Origin of the sequence: Stenotrophobium rhamnosiphilum, from assembly GCF_003052265.1 — a bacterium.
Classification (GTDB): Bacteria; Pseudomonadota; Gammaproteobacteria; order Nevskiales; family Nevskiaceae; genus Stenotrophobium; species Stenotrophobium rhamnosiphilum.
Map to the genome: position 1 here is coordinate 313782 of NZ_QANS01000001.1, position 16577 is coordinate 330358.

General features: G+C 55.4%; 16 protein-coding genes and 3 tRNA genes. 8 read left to right on the forward strand and 11 right to left on the reverse strand.

All coding sequences use genetic code 11. The features are described from left to right. The 5 genes from CJD38_RS01465 (at position 1) to CJD38_RS01490 (ending at position 3250) form a co-directional block, all read left to right on the forward strand. A complete protein-coding gene (locus CJD38_RS01465; RefSeq protein WP_107938520.1) occupies positions 1-786 on the forward strand; it encodes a succinate dehydrogenase iron-sulfur subunit in 786 nt (261 codons plus the stop codon). 65 nt (positions 787-851) lie between these two features. Then, entirely contained in the window at positions 852-1088 is a 237-nt protein-coding gene (locus CJD38_RS01470; protein WP_240625574.1) for an FAD assembly factor SdhE, read from the forward strand. Continuing rightward, on the forward strand, positions 1057-1506 hold the full coding sequence (locus CJD38_RS01475) for a protein YgfX (RefSeq protein ID WP_366511302.1): 450 nt from the start codon (positions 1057-1059) through the stop codon (positions 1504-1506). The genes CJD38_RS01470 and CJD38_RS01475 overlap by 32 nt, the downstream gene beginning before the upstream one ends. A 312-nt stretch (positions 1507-1818) precedes the next feature. Beyond that, positions 1819-3003 carry a pyridoxal phosphate-dependent aminotransferase gene (locus tag CJD38_RS01480; protein WP_107938522.1) on the forward strand — a complete coding sequence of 395 codons (1185 nt, stop codon included), beginning with the start codon at positions 1819-1821 and terminating at the stop codon, positions 3001-3003. A 171-nt stretch (positions 3004-3174) separates the two neighbouring features. After that, positions 3175-3250 (forward strand) — tRNA-Asn (locus tag CJD38_RS01490). Positions 3251-3625: 375 nt separating this feature from the next. On the opposite strand, the gene CJD38_RS01495 is transcribed toward CJD38_RS01490, so the two are convergent. Next, positions 3626-4477 (reverse strand): hypothetical protein, encoded by an 852-nt coding sequence (locus CJD38_RS01495; RefSeq protein WP_107938523.1) that lies wholly within the window; start codon positions 4475-4477, stop codon positions 3626-3628. Positions 4478-4690: 213 nt separating this feature from the next. Here CJD38_RS01495 and CJD38_RS01500 point away from each other — a divergent pair, with 213 nt between their 5' ends. Further along, complete coding sequence (locus CJD38_RS01500; RefSeq protein WP_107938524.1) at positions 4691-5875, forward strand: lipid-transfer protein; 1185 nt, start codon at positions 4691-4693, stop codon at positions 5873-5875. 3 nt (positions 5876-5878) lie between these two features. Here the strand turns inward: CJD38_RS01500 and CJD38_RS01505 are convergent, their stop codons facing one another. Continuing rightward, entirely contained in the window at positions 5879-6619 is a 741-nt protein-coding gene (locus CJD38_RS01505) for an SDR family oxidoreductase (protein ID WP_107938525.1), read from the reverse strand. A 148-nt stretch (positions 6620-6767) separates the two neighbouring features. Here CJD38_RS01505 and CJD38_RS01510 point away from each other — a divergent pair, with 148 nt between their 5' ends. Continuing rightward, the gene (locus tag CJD38_RS01510) at positions 6768-7772 is read left to right on the forward strand and encodes a sensor domain-containing diguanylate cyclase (RefSeq protein WP_107938992.1); all 1005 of its coding nucleotides are present in this window, start codon (positions 6768-6770) and stop codon (positions 7770-7772) included. A 174-nt stretch (positions 7773-7946) separates the two neighbouring features. Here CJD38_RS01510 and CJD38_RS01515 read toward each other — a convergent pair. Next, positions 7947-8023 (reverse strand) — tRNA-Met (locus CJD38_RS01515). A gap of 174 nt (positions 8024-8197) precedes the next feature. Between CJD38_RS01515 and CJD38_RS01520 the strand changes: the two genes are divergently transcribed. After that, entirely contained in the window at positions 8198-9778 is a 1581-nt protein-coding gene (locus CJD38_RS01520; RefSeq protein WP_107938526.1) for an OpgD/OpgG family glucan biosynthesis protein, read from the forward strand. Between the two features lie 50 nt (positions 9779-9828). On the opposite strand, the gene ychF is transcribed toward CJD38_RS01520, so the two are convergent. The 8 genes from ychF to lolB form a co-directional block, all read right to left on the reverse strand. Then, positions 9829-10920, reverse strand: a complete 1092-nt coding sequence (gene ychF / locus CJD38_RS01525; protein WP_107938527.1) for a redox-regulated ATPase YchF — start codon at positions 10918-10920, stop codon at positions 9829-9831. A 9-nt stretch (positions 10921-10929) separates the two neighbouring features. Beyond that, positions 10930-11508: an aminoacyl-tRNA hydrolase gene (pth, locus tag CJD38_RS01530; protein WP_107938528.1), complete on the reverse strand. Its 579-nt coding sequence runs from the start codon at positions 11506-11508 to the stop codon at positions 10930-10932. Positions 11509-11583: 75 nt separating this feature from the next. Continuing rightward, positions 11584-12276, reverse strand: a complete 693-nt coding sequence (locus CJD38_RS01535; protein ID WP_240625576.1) for a 50S ribosomal protein L25/general stress protein Ctc — start codon at positions 12274-12276, stop codon at positions 11584-11586. Between the two features lie 319 nt (positions 12277-12595). Continuing rightward, complete coding sequence (locus CJD38_RS01540; protein WP_107938530.1) at positions 12596-13465, reverse strand: hypothetical protein; 870 nt, start codon at positions 13463-13465, stop codon at positions 12596-12598. A 402-nt stretch (positions 13466-13867) separates the two neighbouring features. After that, complete coding sequence (locus tag CJD38_RS01545; RefSeq protein ID WP_107938531.1) at positions 13868-14821, reverse strand: ribose-phosphate diphosphokinase; 954 nt, start codon at positions 14819-14821, stop codon at positions 13868-13870. A gap of 120 nt (positions 14822-14941) precedes the next feature. Next, a tRNA-Gln gene (locus CJD38_RS01550) sits at positions 14942-15016 on the reverse strand. 89 nt (positions 15017-15105) lie between these two features. Then, positions 15106-15957 carry a 4-(cytidine 5'-diphospho)-2-C-methyl-D-erythritol kinase gene (gene ispE, locus CJD38_RS01555; RefSeq protein ID WP_107938532.1) on the reverse strand — a complete coding sequence of 284 codons (852 nt, stop codon included), beginning with the start codon at positions 15955-15957 and terminating at the stop codon, positions 15106-15108. 24 nt (positions 15958-15981) lie between these two features. Beyond that, entirely contained in the window at positions 15982-16563 is a 582-nt protein-coding gene (lolB, locus tag CJD38_RS01560; protein WP_161554126.1) for a lipoprotein insertase outer membrane protein LolB, read from the reverse strand. Positions 16564-16577: the final 14 nt, after the last annotated feature.

Here is a 16577-nt window from a genome sequence, read left to right on the forward strand (position 1 = left end):
ATGGCACAGTTCTCACTGCCGCAAAATTCCAAGATCGACAAGAAAGCCGGTAAGCATTTCCCTGCGCCTGCTGGCGCGAAGAATGTTCAGACCTTCAAGATCTACCGCTTTGATCCAGACACCGGCGCCAATCCGCGCATGGACACGTATGACGTGGACATGTCGACTTGCGGCCCGATGGTTCTCGACGCGCTGATCAAGATCAAGAACGAAACCGACGCAACGCTGACGTTCCGTCGATCATGCCGCGAAGGCATCTGCGGTTCATGCGCAATGAACATCGACGGCACCAACACGCTGGCCTGCATCAAGGGCTGTGATGAAGTGAAGGGCGCTGTCACCGTGTATCCGCTGCCGCACATGCCGGTCATCAAAGACCTCGTGCCGGACATGACGCACTTCTACGCACAGCTCGCATCGATCGAGCCTTGGCTCAAAACAGATTCACCTGCACCAACGCGTGAGCGTCTGCAGTCTGAGGAAGACCGCGCCAAGATCGACGGCCTCTACGAGTGCATTCTCTGCGCTTGCTGCTCAACCAGCTGCCCAAGCTACTGGTGGAATGGCGACCGTTACCTCGGCCCTGCGATCTTGTTGCAGGCCTACCGCTGGTTGGTCGACAGCCGCGACGAAGCCACCGGCGATCGTCTCGATGCGCTGGAAGATCCGTTCAAGCTCTACCGCTGCCACACCATCATGAACTGCTCGAAGACTTGTCCTAAGGGTTTGAACCCTGCCAAGGCAATCGGCGAGATCAAGAAGATGATGGTCGAGCGCACTGTTTAAGATTTGTAAGTAGTTGTTCAACAACAAGGGCGGCTTTGCCGCCTTTGTTATTTCTGAGATCGAACGTGGAAAAAGCGCGATTGAAGTGGTTGTGCCGTCGCGGCATGAAAGAGCTGGATGTGCTGATGGAGCGCTATCTGGAGCATCGCTACGATGTGGCACCAGAAATCGAGCGCGAAGCGTTCATTGCTTTGATGGCCGCAGAAGATCCAGATATCTGGGCCTGGGTCATGGGTTTTCAAGAAATGCCAGAACAACGTGAGATCGCCAATGTCATCGAACAACTTCGTGTCCACTATTGATCTATCGCCGAGCCCGTCGATGCGGGCTTTTAAGGTGATGTTTTGGCTCCACGTGATCCCCATCGCCATCCTGCCTTTCGCAATGAAAGAAGGCCCGATGATGTTGAGCTTGTTGGCCTTAATTGCCTTGTCTTGGTTCAGCCTGCGCCGTCATTCGGTGTTCGGTTTCGGACTTAAAGCCTTGACTCGATTGACTTGGCACGCCGAGGGCGGCTGGACCGTCCGCGATCAGACTGGCGAGTATTCCGCCGAGCTGCAGGGCAATAGCTTTACTCACAGCGCTTTCTTAGTGCTCAACTTCCGCCTCAAAAACGGCACCCGCCGCACGCGCGTGTTGATGGGCGATGAAATCGAAGCCGAACAGATGCGCCAACTGCGTGCGCGTCTCTCAATTTTCAAAGCTGAACCATCAAACTAAGAAACTCCCTCGCCCCGCTTGCGGGGAGAGGGCAGGGGTGAGGGGCTTTCCGCTACGTGAATGTATGTCGCCATCCATGGCGCAACATTGCGCCACGTCCCCAACCCCGGCCCGGCCATCCTTGGCCGGGCGTTCAGAACCGCAGCGAGCAATGCTCGCGAAGCGCGTTTCTTCACCCCTCACCCCGACCCTCTCCCCATAAAAAGCATGGGGAGAGGGAGTAGCTACTCGCAATTAGCCTATTCGGAGGGGTGCTTGAACCCCTGTTTTTCAGTATCATCCGCGCCGCTTTCGTCGACTTGGAAAAATCTCGTGGAACTGACGCTTTCTCAACGTGTAGGCCGTATCAAGCCTTCTCCGACTCTCGCCGTGACCGCCAAGGCTGGCGAACTCAAGGCGCAGGGCAAAGACGTACTCTCATTGGGCGCAGGCGAGCCCGACTTCGATACGCCGCAGCACATCAAAGATGCTGCAATCAAGGCCATCGAAAGCGGCTTCACCAAGTACACCCCAGTTGGCGGTACGCCGGCATTGAAGAAAGCGATCATCGAAAAGATGAAGCGCGACAACGCGCTGGACTACAAGCCGAATCAGGTTGTGGTTTCGGTCGGTGGCAAGCAGGCTTGCTACAACCTCTGCCAAGCGTTGCTGAATCCGGGCGACGAAGTGATCGTGCCTGCACCGTACTGGGTGAGCTATCCAGACATGGTGTTGTTGGCCGATGGCACGCCGGTGTTTATCGAAACCACCGCCGCAACGCGCTTCAAGATCACCGCTGCTCAGCTCGAAGCCGCGATCACGCCGCGCACCCGCATGATCTGGCTCAACAGCCCGAGCAACCCGTCGGGTATGGCGTACACCAAGGCCGAACTCCTCGCGCTTGGCGAAGTGCTGCGCAAGCATCCGAACATCGTCATCGCTAGCGACGACATGTACGAAAAAATTCTGTGGGCGGCTGAGCCGTTCAGCAACATCGTTAACGTCTGCCCAGATCTCTACGATCGCACCGTGATCATCCACGCCGTCTCGAAAACCTATTCGATGACCGGCTGGCGCATTGGTTGGGCCTGCGGCCCGGCCAAGCTCATCACCGCAATGAACGACATCCAGAGCCAGAGCACCAGCAACCCGACGTCAATCGCACAGGTTGCGGCTGAAGCGGCGCTGAGCGGCGACCAGACCTGCGTGACCACAATGGTCGCTGCATTTAAGGCTCGTCACGATGCGCTCGTAATCGACCTCAACAGCGTGCCGGGCATCAAGTGCCTGCCAGGCGACGGCACGTTTTACGTGTTCCCGAACGTTGAAGGCTTGATGGCCAAGCTCGGCTGCAAGACTGATCTGGAACTGTCCGATCTGTTGCTGGAAAAGCATCTGCTCGCTGTTGTTCCGGGCTCAGCTTTCGGTACGCCGGGTCATGTTCGCCTGTCATTTGCCACCAGCGACAAGGTGCTGAAGGGCAGCGTTGAGCGTCTGCGACAGGCTGCTCAAGGCTAGGGCAAGTGACTGTTAATCACTGGGGCTCCGGTTCGAGTCCTAGTCACGGAACCACTTAGTCAGTTTTAAGGAAGCCTCTAGCTCGTCTAGGGGCTTTCTTGTTTATGGATTCTCAGCTAAAAAATCATTGCTTCGCGGTGTCTCTGACACTACAATTCGCACCCCAACTGTTCCGTGATAGCTCAGTCGGTAGAGCAAGTGACTGTTAATCACTGGGTCCCAGGTTCGAGTCCTGGTCACGGAGCCATTAATTTGTTTGAAAAAGCCTCTAGTTTATCTAGGGGCTTTTTTGTTTATGGGTCTCACCTGGGACGTCGTCCCAGGTTACTAAGCACGTCCATGTGCTTAGCCCTTCGGGCTCGCTGCGCTCGTGCCAACTCCGCATCCTGCGGGTTGGTCGAGTCCTGGTCACGGAGCCATATATTTTTCGTCTAAGCCCTGAGCTAACCCTCGGGGCTTTTTCGTATCTGAGGGGCTCACCTGGGACTGCGTCCCAGGTTATGAAAGCCATCCGTGGCTTTCACCCTTCGGGCTCGCTGCGCTCGTGCAAATCCGCATCCTGCGGCTTTGTCGAGTCCTCGCTATGGTGCTAACACCCAAAAAGCAAAAGCCCTGAAATTTGTCAGGGCTTTTTCGTTTGTGCCAGCCAGCGTGCGGCATCGCCTTTGGGTTTGGGTGTTACGGGTGGCGGATCGCAAAAGTTACGTTGATGCACTTCGTTGCGGCTCATCAGCTGTGTTGGGATTCCTAACTTCTTTAGCTCGCTGGGGCGCATGCGATCCACGCCGTGCATGAAGGCTTCTGCGCGGTCGATGAAGCTGTCTTTCGCTTTCACCGTGTTTCTCAGATAGCTGACTTGTGCGTTGCGTTGTTCCAGATAAGGAATCGGTCCCCATGGCGAGAGCGTGTAGGGCGCATGAAAGCCGGGCGTGATGATCAGTGGATCTTGCAGAAGGATGCGTTGCTTCTGTGTCACCCACAGAAAGGCGCAGGCGCTGTCGCATTGGCCGGCGGAGATGGCAGTGTTGATTGGGTGATTTCTGAGTAGGTCGGCGGTTTGAATCACGCCGTAACTTGAACCGCCGCTGCTACTCAGAATCACGGCGCGAGTTTGTGGAAAGCGTTTAAGTTTTTGTTCGAGTAGCTGCGGCAGGTCGGGCGGGATGGTGCCGTTCAAACGCAGCACGCAGCGATACGGATCAGCGGTGATGCTGAAGCTGGTCAGGTTCTCGTAAGTTTGTGTTTGTTTGAATGTGGCCCAGCCGACGCAGACGGTGCCGAGTACGGAGAGCGCGGTGAGGCTGCGTACAGCACTAGGCGCTTGCAGGCCGATGGCGATCCCAAAGCCAATCATCAAGACGCAATACGGTGCTTCGATGACTAAGCCGCGAAATCCGAATGACTGATATGCCCAGATCGCGAGTCCGATCGCGATGGCAAAACACAGATGTCGGATGACAATGCGCGAAATCATTTTCGGAGCAGGTTCAAACAAAGATCATGCAGTTTGATGATCTTAGATGAACGATGCCTGAAGGCGAGTGCCTCATGTCACTCCAAGACTACCCTTTGGGAGGGGGAATATCCTACCCGTCGGTGCCTACTATGCCGCGCATATTGGGCATGTCATTTCGCATGAGCGTTATTTGCCCATCAACTAATTGAAAACATTGCGAGTGGGGTTCAAATGAGCAATTCAGTGCATGTTGTCGGCGTGGGCATGATTCCTTTCACCAAGCCGAGCGCTAGTGAGCCCTATAACGTGATGGGCGCCAAGGCCACCACCAAAGCGCTGCAAGATGCTGGCGTCGAGTACAGCCAGATCCAGCAAGCTTATGTCGGCTATGTCTTTGGTGATTCAACCTGCGGCCAAGCGGCGCTTTACGGCGTTGGCATGACAGGCATTCCGGTCATCAACGTCAACAACAATTGTTCGACGGGTTCCACCGCGTTGTATCTCGGTCGTCAGGCGATTGAGAGCGGCAGTGTTGATTGCGTGCTCGTACTTGGTTTTGAACAGATGTCGCGTGGCGCACTGAGTTCCAGTTTTGCTGATCGCCCTGATCCTTTGCAGCGCTTTGTCGACACCATGCAAGACGTGCAAGGTCGTGATGCAGATGCGCCCATCGCAGCACAGTTATTTGCAGGCGGTGGTCGCAAGCACATGGAATTGTTCGGAACTAAGGCAGAGACCTTCGCGCACATTGCAGTGAAGGCGCGCAGACACGCTGCCAACAATCCTTACTCCGTGTTCCGTGATCCGATTACGTTGGAGCAGGTGATGTCTGCGCCAACAATCTTTGATCCACTTACGCGTTTGCAATGCTGCCCACCAACGTGTGGCGCTGCTGCTGCGGTGTTGTGCTCAGAAGCCTTCGCGAAAAAGCACGGCCTCGATATGCGCGTGAAAATTGCCGCGCAAGCACTCACCACCGATGGCCCATCCAGTTTTGATGAAGGTGATATGCGCAAGCTCGTCGGTTACGACATGACGGTGAACGCGGCCAAACAGGTTTACGAAAAAGCCGGCGTTGGTCCAGAAGATATTGGCGTGTGTGAATTGCACGACTGCTTCACATCCAACGAATTGCTGACCTACGAAGCGCTGGGTCTGACACCAGAAGGCACCGCCGAAAAATTCATCATGGATGGCGACAACACTTATGGTGGTCGCGTTGTTACCAATCCTTCTGGTGGTTTGTTATCGAAGGGACATCCACTCGGTGCTACGGGTCTTGCGCAATGCGCAGAGTTAGTCTGGCAGTTGCGTGATCAAGCGGGCCCGCGACAGGTATTCGGCGTTCGCAATGCGCTGCAACACAACTTGGGTCTCGGTGGTGCTTGCGTTGTCACGCTGTATCAAGCGGCCTGATCGCTACCAAGTTTCCATATACGGACGCAGATCAAGTTCAAAGGTCCAAGCATCGCGCGGTTGGCTGTGCAGGTACCAATAATTTTCGGCGATGTGCTCGGGCAGCATGATGCCTTCTTTATCCATGCGATCCGTATAAACCTTCGGAAAGTTATCGCGGATAAAAGCGGTGTCGACCATGCCGTCAATCACCACGTGCGCGACGTGAATTCCGCGAGGGCCCAGCTCTCTGCCCATGCTTTGTGCGAGTGCACGGAGCGCATGTTTGGCGCCTGCGAACGCTGCAAAGTTTGCGCCACCGCGCACGCTGGCGGTGGCGCCGGTGAAAATAATCGTGCCGCGTTTGCGTGTCACCATTCGCTTGGCGGCTTCGCGCGCGCTTAAGAAACCTGCGAAGCAGGCCATCTCCCAAATCTTGAAATATTTTTTCGCAGTCTCATCAAGAATCGATGAGGGCACGTTGGCGCCTGCGTTAAAAACCAATACTTCCAATGGTCCGATCTCGCGTTCAATCTGATCGATCAGATCAACGATTGCTTCTTCCTTGCGTGCATCAATTGCAAAAGCGCGTGCACGACCGCCTTCAGATTCAATCGCCGAGACCAGTTCTTGCAAAGGCTCTGCATTGCGTCGAACAACGCATGCGACGTAACCCTCGCGTGCAAAACGTTTCGCAATCGCCGAGCCATTGCCTTCGCCAGCGCCAATAATTAGTACGGCTTTGTTGTTTGTTTCGGCGTTCATTTCAGCTCCATCGCGTCAGGCAAATCAGAATGTGTTCAACCTTTCTCGCTGCGTCTATCGGCATTAGTGCCCCGGTGAGCGTCTAGTAAATAAAGCCGTCAGTGCGGGAATGTAAACTTCAGCCATTAAATAAATGGACTCGAACGCCATGGATGACGCTCTGAGACGGATGCTGGATTCTGTCACCGAAACCAACGATCTGGAAAATCTAGTGCGCCCAATGCTGGAGTTGCTAGAGGCGATCACCGGGCTAGATTCAACGTATCTCACGACGATTGATGAGATTGCGGGTCTTCAGCATATCTTGTACTCCAGGAATTCGAGCACGTTGCAGATTCCTGAAGGCTTGTCAGTGCCGTGGGGAGATACGCTGTGCAAACGTGCGCTCGAAGAGGGCCGACCCTACACCGATGACGTTGCAAATTGCTGGGGCGACTCCGACGCTGCTCGCGCATTGGGCATCAGCACTTATCTCAGCCAACCCATTCGCACGCTTGATGGTGGCATCTACGGAACTTTGTGCGCCGCTAGCGACAAGCGCGTCGCACTCAAGCCCGACACCATCAATATCCTGGCCAAGTTTGCCAAACTCATTGCTCAGCAAGTTGAACGAGAGCGCGCATTGCGACGGGTTCACGCAGAAAACGTGGAACTCTCCTCGCATGCCTTGGCTGATCCACTGACTGGACTGGCGAATCGTCGAAGAATGGAACAGGACCTCCAGCGCATGCTGGCAACCGCGGAGCGCGACGGCAAACCACTGGTTGTCGCTTTCATCGACTTGGATGGTTTCAAGGCGATTAACGATCAATATGGTCACGATGTTGGTGACGAACTTTTGGTCTATATCGCGAGAAATCTGACGTCGGTTGTGCGTCCAACAGATCTTGTTGCGCGCATCGGCGGCGACGAATTCGTCGTGCTGGCGCCGGGTGCCATAGGTTCGGTTTTGCGCGACCGCTTGGAAGAAGCCACTGCGAGCTACTTTTCGCACGGTCAGAACAAGATCGAATATCACGGCGGCAGCGTCGGGGTAACGACCATAGCCCCCGGTGATCACGACATTACTGAGGCGCTCAACCGAGCAGATTCCGCGATGTACCAAGTCAAAAGAGCGAGAAAGGCGCAGCCTCAGTCCCTCACGCAACATTGATAGTTGGGTGTGCCTAGTCCCTGAGTCGGCGCGCTTGAGCGGCAATTGCGCGCATTTGGCAAAAATCGGGATGTGTCACAGCGTGTCCCAGTTCTGGCACGGCCAGCAAATGCTAACGAAGCGGTCCCAAAACAAAAAACCCTCGTTTCTTTATCAGAAACAAGGGCTTGGTATTGGTGGTGATAAGTGGATTTGAACCACCGACCTCAGCATTATGAGTGCCGCGCTCTAACCAACTGAGCTATATCACCGTCGAAGGGCGCACATTGTAGGTTGTTGTTGTCGTGACGTAAACGACAAATGTTGCGATGCAGATTTTGATGCCTTGGCGGAGCAAATCGGCGAACATGATCGCCTGATGACGGTCATATGGCCGATTCAGGCTGAACCCCGATCAGAATTACCTTATTTAGGACTTATCAGTCATGCAACGTCGCGACTTTCTGAAATCCGCCATTGCGATTGCCGCTTCGAGCTTCCCGGCCTTTGACCTTTTTGCGGCGCCGCCTTTTGCGCCGGGTCAGCGTTTTGATTACGCCTGGCTCAAGGGTTATGCGCGCTCGCTGTCGGGTCTGCCGTATACGCCGCCTTCGCGTGATATTCCGGCCTCGCTGGCCAATCTGTCGTACGACCAGTATCAGTCGATCCGCTTCAAGCCTGAGCATTCGCTTTGGGCGGACAAGAACCTCAATTTCCAGATGCAGTTTTTCCATCTGGGGCAGGGCTTCCGCGAAGCCGTGCGCGTCAATGAAGTCGTCAACGGCATCTCGCAGCCGTTGGCCTACAACCCGTCGATGTTCGATTTGTCGAAGAGCGGCGTTAAAGGACGCTCTTTGCCGAAGGATCTGGGCTACGCCGGTCTGCGCGTGCACTTCCATTCAGATTGGAACGCAGACTTCGCAGTGTTTCTCGGCGCGAGTTATTTCCGCGCGATTGGCACCAGCAAGCAATACGGTTTGTCAGCGCGCGGTTTGGCGATTGATAGCGGCATGAACAAGCCGGAAGAATTCCCGGTCTTCACCGCGTTCTGGTTGGAGCGTCCGTCGCCGACTGCTGAGCGCCTCACGATTTACGCATTGATGGAATCCGCCAGCATCAGCGGCGCTTATCGTTTTGATATCGCGCCGGGCGAGCCACTGACGATGGATGTCGACGCTGCGCTGTATCCGCGCAAGCCGATCGAGCGTCTGGGTGTTGCGCCGCTCACCAGCATGTATCTGTTCGGCGAAAACGATCGCCGCATGGCGAATGACTGGCGCCCGGAGATTCACGATACCGATGGCCTGTCGATCAATGCGGGCAGTGGCGAGTGGTTGTGGCGTCCGCTGAACAACCCGACAGCCGTGCGCGTTAATTCTTATCTCGATGAGAATCCGCGCGGTTTTGGTTTGATGCAGCGTGATCGCAATTTTGATCACTACCAAGATGATGGCGTTTTCTACGATCGTCGCCCGAGCCTGTGGGTTGAGCCGCGTAATGGTGGCAGCAACAACTGGGGCAAGGGGGCTGTGCAGTTGCTGGAGCTGCCGGCGCCTGATGAAACGCACGACAACATTGTGGCGTTCTGGAATTCGGCGACCAAGCCAATGCCCGGGCAAGAGTTGCTCTTTAGCTATCGCATGAGCTGGGGCGAGCGCATGCCCGTGGTTGCGCCGCTGGGACGCGTCGTTGCAACGCGCACAGGCATGGGTGGTGTTGTTGGCCAGCCGCGCAAATATTTCTCGTGGCGCTTCGCGGTAGATTTCAACGGCGGCAATCTCGCGCAGCTCGCACGCGATGCCAAAGTGGAAGCAGTGATTTGGTCATCACGCGGAAAAGTTGAAATCACTTCTGCACGTCCGCAGTTTGAAGTCGATGGCTATCGCGCGATGTTTGATCTCAAGCCAACGGATGACAGCACTGAGCCAATTGATTTCCGCATGTACCTGCGCTTGAAAGGCCAGCCGCTGACAGAGACGTGGACGTATCAGTGGGTGCCACCTCCGCCGGATCAGCGTCGGTTCTAAAAACAAAAAAGCCCGGCAATGCCGGGCTTTTCTATGAGCGAAGATTTCGCTTAGACGTTAAATCGGAAGTGCATCACATCGCCTTCCTGCACGATGTATTCCTTGCCTTCCAAGCGCCATTTGCCAGCTTCCTTTGCGCCAGCTTCACCCTTGAACTGGATGTAGTCGTTGTAAGCAATGACTTCTGCGCGGATAAAGCCTTTTTCGAAGTCGGTGTGAATCACGCCTGCGGCTTGTGGGCCGGTGGCGCCGACCTTCACTGTCCATGCGCGAACTTCTTGTACGCCGGCGGTGAAGTAGGTTTGCAGGCCGAGTAGATCGTAAGCGCTGCGGATCACGCGGTTGAGGCCCGGCTCTTCAAGGCCGAGAGAATCGAGGAAGTCTTTTTTGTCAGCTTCTTCAAGCTGTGCAATTTCAGCTTCAATCTGCGCGCAGACGATGACGACTGTGGCGTTCTCTTTCGCTGCCAGTGCTTTTACGCGATCAACGTATTCGTTGCCACCGAGACCGGCTTCATCGACGTTGGTGATGTAGAGGCCGGGCTTGGCGGTGATCAGCTGCAATTCTTTGACGATGATTTTTTCGTTCTCGTCGAAGGTCATGCTGCGCACAGCGTTGCCAGCATCCAGATGCGCTTGTACGCGCGTAAGGCAGGCGACACGGGCGATGTGTTCAGCGTTGCCGCTCTTGGCGAGCTTGGCAGAGCGCTCAAGTGATTTGGTGACGCGCTCAAGATCGGCGAGTGCGAGTTCGGTGCCGATGACTTCGATATCGCGGATTGGATCAACGCTATCCATCACGTGAATGACGTCGTCATCAACGAAGCAACGCACAACGTGAGCAATCGCGTCGGTCTCGCGGATGTGCGAGAGGAATGCGTTGCCTTTGCCTTTGCCTTCGCTAGCGCCTTCAACGAGGCCGGCGATATCAACGAACTCAACGCTCGCAGGCAACACGCGCTGCGGCTTGACGATCAGTGACAGCGCATCAAGGCGAGGGTCAGGTACGCCGACCACGCCAACGTTCGGGTCGATGGTGCAGAAAGGATAATTTTCTGCAGCGATCTGCGCCTTGGTCAGCGCGTTGAACAATGTCGACTTGCCAACGTTAGGGAGACCGACAATTCCGCATTTGATGCCCATGTATTTTCTCTATTTGTTGCTATGCAGTTGGTGCACGGCTTTTTCCCAGTTCTGTGTTAGCCAGACTGGAATCGCCGCTGCCGCCGAGATCAACGAATCGTTGATCAATTGCTCGTCCGCTTTGTTAGCGCGGCCGAGTACGTAGTTGTGGACCAAATCTTTGTGACCGGGATGGCCGATGCCAACGCGGAGACGCAAATAATCCGGGCCGAAATGTTGATGCAATGAACGCAAGCCGTTGTGACCGCCGTGACCGCCACCGGCTTTCATGCGCACGGTGCCTGCGGGCAGATCCAGTTCATCGTGTGCGATCAGAATGTCTGCGGGTGTGAGCTTGTAGAACTGTGCGAGCTTCTGCGCGGGCTCGCCGCTGCGATTCATGAACGTCATCGGTTTGAACAACAACAAATCTGCGCCGCCACATTTGATGCGTGCCAACTCGCCTTGAAACTTCGACTCTGCACGAAAGCTGGTGCGTTCGGCAGCCGCGAGTTGATCCACAAACCAAAAACCCGCGTTGTGGCGGGTGCGTTCGTATTCGGAACCGGGATTGCCGAGGCCGATGATCGCGCGAAGATTCGAGGACATTTTTCTGTCGGTCTAAACGAAAACCCCGTCCGGCCACTTGCGCAGGCGGACGGGGCTGATTCGCATCGAGAAGAATTACTTCTTCTTCGCGTCCTTCTTGGCAGGAGCAGCAGCGGCAGCAACTGGAGCCTTCTGGTTTGCAGCAGGCACGTCAGCAGCAACTGGAGCAGCAGCAACTTCTTCAGCTGCAGCAGCGCGTGGCAAGTGCAGAGCAGCAACCGACTGGTCGTTGTCATGCTTGAGCTGAACCAGCTCAACGCCAGCGCTCAGCTTGAGCTGCGAGAGGTGAACGATGTCGTTCAGTTCCAGCTTCGACAGATCAACTTCGATGAACTCAGGCAGATCCTTAGGCAAGCACTCAACTTCAACCTGGTTGAGGTGGTGCTCAACGATGCCGCCGCCAACCTTCACGCCAGGAGCAACTTCCGAGCCGGTGAAGTGAAGGGGAACGTGCATGCGCAACAGAACGTCAGCCAGAACGCGCTGAAGGTCGAGGTGCAGGATGGTGTCCTTAACTGGATGACGCATCATGTCCTTCAACACAACCTGCTGATCCGCGCCGTTGAGCTTCAGGGTCAGAATGTGCGAGTAGAACGCTTCAGTCTTGAGGTGGTTCCACAGTTCGTTGTGGTCGAGTGACACGGATACAGCGGCATCCTTACCACCATAAATGATGGCAGGAACCTTACCCGTACGACGCAGACGGCGGCTCGCACCCGTTCCTTGCAGCGTACGTGCTTCGGCATTAACTACGAAATTCGTTTTCACAATAACTCTCCGATAAATGAACCCCGCGCCCGCGACCAGGCACGAAGGGGCGCGCATTCTACCGGTCGCGGGGCTATTGCGCAAAGCTGGCTGCGAGGGGAAATAGCTGTTTCAGATGCCTTTTGGGGCGGATTCGAGTGATGCTTAATCGTCCATCACGATGTTATAAATTATTGAACTATGAAGAATAGAACAATAATTTACTTTGACCTTTCGAAGGGCTTTGGCCACTGCTAAAAATCAGAACAAGTGAAGCTTTTTTGGGGCTCAATGCAAAAAAGCGGCGGCACAATAGCCGCCGCTTATAGAGCTTGCTCAGTTAAGGGAGGGCCGCATTCGCGCAAAGTTGTTGCGGGTAGCTCATTACGCCTGCCGAGTAAGTGCGTGTTGTTCCATCGGCCAAGGTGACAACGGCGCTGCCGTTGATGTTTGCAACAACGGTTGCCTGTTTGCCATCAGAGCCGGTCAGGGTGATCGTTCTTGGGTCGGCTGGGTCGCTGCTGGCCGACACACTGCCAGAAGGGCAGTCGTTAGGAGTAGAGATCACGCCGAATCGGCCTTCTGTTTTGCTACGGTCCACATGGTCAAAAACCACCGCGATACCGAAGTTAGGAATGGCGTATCGATTGATGTTGTCGGTAAAAGTGATCGTGCCCTCCTGGTCTTTGTACATATTGGGGCCATAAGGGAATACGCCCTTCACTTTCCATGACGCATCCAGTGGCGGGCTGCTGGTGCTATCGGTCGTATCGAAATCAAATGTTCTAGCGCCGTTGACGCTATCGGAGAATTCGATCGATGCTGTATTGCATTGGGTATCTCCGGCGCCGCACTTAAGCGTCGTTCTGCCAGTTGCTACTTCATCCCTTGTTCCAACACCAACGAGGCATTGGCTGAATACAGCCTCACCATCATTGCTGTCGGGAGTAGTGGTGTTCGGTTTAAAGCTGACGGTGCCGGTGGGGCCGTTGTCACACACCGGCGTGGGCTGCGTGGCTCGATTATGGAAGTCGAAACCATATTCTGGAGCCTTCCTTGTAATCTGGTAGGCAGCAAATAGAAACGCGACTTCGTTGGTTGTGGCTAGTTTGGCCGCTGGAGGCATGTTCAAACTATCGTCGCCATCGCAAGCTGTTAAAGCGCTAGCCAGCATGGCGGGTATTGTGATGATAAGTATCATTCTTTTCATGAGAGTTTCCCTGCGCGATAGGTGAAAGGAAGTCAGCGCAGCTATGCCCAGCACATCCTGCAAACCTGTGGACTCAGCTCGCTAGCCGACTGATATCCCCAACTGGCATGGGGCCTTGTTTTTATGCCCGGACGATTTTGTGAAATCGTGCTGAAAATCCGGTCAGGTCAGTTCCTTCCGACGCTTCACAGCAGCGCGACTTATGAGTCGTACTGCATGGAACGACCATACAAGACTCTGTCGTACCAAGCCTGTAGAGAAGATGTGGGCTGTGCGCGGGGCTGCAAAACCGAGTAACTATGCGCGAGGGTTTCTTGCAGGCAATAAAAAAGCCGCTTTAAGCAGCTTTTAAATCGACTTCAGTCGTTCGGGGCTGAAGTACAGCCCCGCATATCTTGGCTCTCAATCAATATAGAGCGAGCTAACCGATTCTTCCGCGCTGATGCGGCGGATGGTTTCTGAGAGCAGACCGCCAATTGAAATCTGGCGAATCTTTGGGCACTTGGCTGCAGCGGCCGAGAGTGGAATCGAATCGGTAACGACCAGTTCGTCGAGCTGCGAGTTGGTGATGTTGCTGACGGCTGGGCCAGAAAGAACTGGGTGGGTAACGTAGGCGACAACTTTGACTGCGCCGTGTTCTTTCAGTGCGGCGGCTGCTTTGCACAGCGTGCCAGCGGTGTCGACCATGTCATCAACCATGACGCAGGTTTTGCCGGCAACGTCGCCGATGATGTTCATCACTTTTGATTCGTTCGCCTTCGGGCGGCGTTTGTCGATGATCGCCAGATCAGCGTCGTCGAGGCGCTTGGCCACTGCGCGGGCGCGGACCACGCCGCCAACGTCAGGTGAAACCACGATCAGGTTTTCGTACTTCTGGCGCCAGATGTCGCCGAGCAGTACAGGTGAGGAGTAAACGTTGTCGACTGGAATGTCGAAGAAGCCTTGAATTTGGTCAGCGTGCAGGTCAACCGTGAGTACGCGGTTGGCGCCACCGAGCGAGATCATGTCGGCAACAACCTTGGCGGAGATCGGTACGCGCGCGCTGCGTGGGCGGCGATCCTGACGGCCATAGCCAAAGTAAGGAATAACAGCGGTGAGGCGACCGGCTGATGCGCGACGCAGAGCGTCCAGCATCATCAGCAGTTCAACGAGGTTGTCGTTGGTGGGTGCGCAGGTGGATTGAATAACGAAAACGTCGCGACCGCGCACGTTCTCAAGAATTTCAACCTGGACTTCACCATCGGAGAAGCGACCTACCGAAGCCTGGCCTAGTGGCAGCTTCAAGTAACCGGCGATGTCCTGGGCAAGTTTGGGACAGGCATTGCCCGAAAAGAGCATCAGCTTGGAGTCGCTCATATGCGGTCTCGTATAAATCGTGAAGGTTTAGCGAAAAGGCAAAGCTGGCTCAGGCCACAACAACTTGAGCTTATCCGTGCCAAGTTGTTTGATCGTGATCAATGCGCTTAAACGAAAAGATGGTTGGGGAGCCAGGATTCGAACCTGGGAATGGCGGGATCAAAACCCGCTGCCTTACCACTTGGCGACTCCCCAATACAGCGACCGTCTTAAGCGGCGCGCATTATACCTAGTGAATCCCGAAATGCGCCCCTTGTTCGCGCTCTCGCGAAAAAATTTTAGCTCTAAGCCAGCGTGCCCAATGGCGATTGGTTGAGTCCCGCCGCAACAAATGAGTGCCATCCTTTGGGAACTTGGTCTTGCAGGCCCCGGGCCTCAGCGCGAGAAGGGCAGGCCAAAAACACCGATGCGCCGGTGCCCGACATGCGCGCCGGGCCAAATTGACGCAGCCAATCCAGCGCTTCGCGCACCAGCGGATAGCGCGCGCAGGTCACAGCTTCGCAGTCGTTTTGGCCTTCGCCGCCTAAAAATGCTTCGGCCGTAATCGGCTCGCTGGCGCGCGGCAATTCGGGAGCGCTGAAAATTTCACCAGTGCTGACGGCGACTGGCGGTGTCACCACTAAATAATAGGGTTCCGGCAGATTCAGTGGGCGCAGATGTTCGCCGACGCCCTCAGCCCAAGCCGCAAGGCCGCGCACAAACACCGGAACATCAGCGCCGAGCTTGAGGCCGATAGTGGCTAACTCATCAATAGTGAGTCCGATATTCCATAAGCGATTGAGCGCCACGAGTGTGGTCGCAGCATCGGACGAACCGCCGCCAAGACCGCCACCCATCGGGATGCGCTTAGTGACTGCAATGTCAGCGCCCAAGCCGGCGCCGCTGGCACTCTTTAATGCGTGCGCCGCGCGCACCACTAAATCCTGGTCTTCCGGAATGTCAGCGGGGCCATCGGTGCGGCGGATTACGCCATCGCCGCGCGGCACAAAAAACAGGCTGTCGCCAAAATCCAGAAACTGAAAGACGGTCTGCAGATTGTGATAACCATCCGCGCGTCGCCCGATCACATGCAGGAACAGGTTCAACTTGGCCGGTGCGGGCCAAGGAAATTCAGTAGTGAAGGGGAAGTTGGGCATCGTTAAGGGTGCTCGGCACTTTGCTTATGGCAGGTCGTTCCAAGAATCCACAACGATTTTGAGTTTGACGTCTGAGTTGCTGACATCGAACTTGCGCGGCAGTTGGTGGCTGCCTGCTTTTTGATATTCGGTGTAGTTGAGCGTCCAGCCATCTTGCTCAAGCGTCAGCACGCGACCTTCGCGATCCAGATCAATGTCGGCATCGGAGTGCGGCGAGGGCATACCCAAAATCCAGAAGCGCAGACCCGCTAGCGGCAGCGTCCAGCCCATCTTGTCTTGAATCCACTGCTCAGGATTGTTGCTTTGATAAGTGTTGCCGCGCGAACGCACTTGTACGTTATCGGGCGTGCCGGTGATGGTTGTTGCGCCAATGCCAAAAGGACCGGCGACACGCAGGTCAAAACTGCCGTCAGCATTTTGCTGCCAGCGCAAATCAGTTTTAACAGGCACCAAGCGACCATAAGAGCCGCGCGCCTGCATCAGAAAACGATCGATCTTCTGCAGTTGTTCGCTGCGGACGTCCCAATGGTCTTCTGCAGTTTTTGGTTCGTTCTTACGCACCATGCCGGCGCATCCTCCCAGCAGCGTGAGCGCTGCCATTGTCATTATTAAACGCGACT

Coding starts and splice junctions, on each gene's coding strand:
- CJD38_RS01465 (WP_107938520.1), top strand. CDS start 1: ATGGCACAGTTCTCACTGCCGCAAAATTCCAAGATCGACAAGAAAGCC.
- CJD38_RS01520 (WP_107938526.1), top strand. CDS start 8,198: ATGCAACGTCGCGACTTTCTGAAATCCGCCATTGCGATTGCCGCTTCG.
- CJD38_RS01510 (WP_107938992.1), top strand. CDS start 6,768: ATGGATGACGCTCTGAGACGGATGCTGGATTCTGTCACCGAAACCAAC.
- ychF (WP_107938527.1), bottom strand. CDS start 10,920: ATGGGCATCAAATGCGGAATTGTCGGTCTCCCTAACGTTGGCAAGTCG.
- CJD38_RS01545 (WP_107938531.1), bottom strand. CDS start 14,821: ATGAGCGACTCCAAGCTGATGCTCTTTTCGGGCAATGCCTGTCCCAAA.
- CJD38_RS01475 (WP_366511302.1), top strand. CDS start 1,057: ATGTCATCGAACAACTTCGTGTCCACTATTGATCTATCGCCGAGCCCG.
- CJD38_RS01540 (WP_107938530.1), bottom strand. CDS start 13,465: ATGAAAAGAATGATACTTATCATCACAATACCCGCCATGCTGGCTAGC.
- CJD38_RS01495 (WP_107938523.1), bottom strand. CDS start 4,477: ATGATTTCGCGCATTGTCATCCGACATCTGTGTTTTGCCATCGCGATC.
- CJD38_RS01500 (WP_107938524.1), top strand. CDS start 4,691: ATGAGCAATTCAGTGCATGTTGTCGGCGTGGGCATGATTCCTTTCACC.
- CJD38_RS01505 (WP_107938525.1), bottom strand. CDS start 6,619: ATGAACGCCGAAACAAACAACAAAGCCGTACTAATTATTGGCGCTGGC.
- lolB (WP_161554126.1), bottom strand. CDS start 16,563: ATGACAATGGCAGCGCTCACGCTGCTGGGAGGATGCGCCGGCATGGTG.
- ispE (WP_107938532.1), bottom strand. CDS start 15,957: ATGCCCAACTTCCCCTTCACTACTGAATTTCCTTGGCCCGCACCGGCC.
- pth (WP_107938528.1), bottom strand. CDS start 11,508: ATGTCCTCGAATCTTCGCGCGATCATCGGCCTCGGCAATCCCGGTTCC.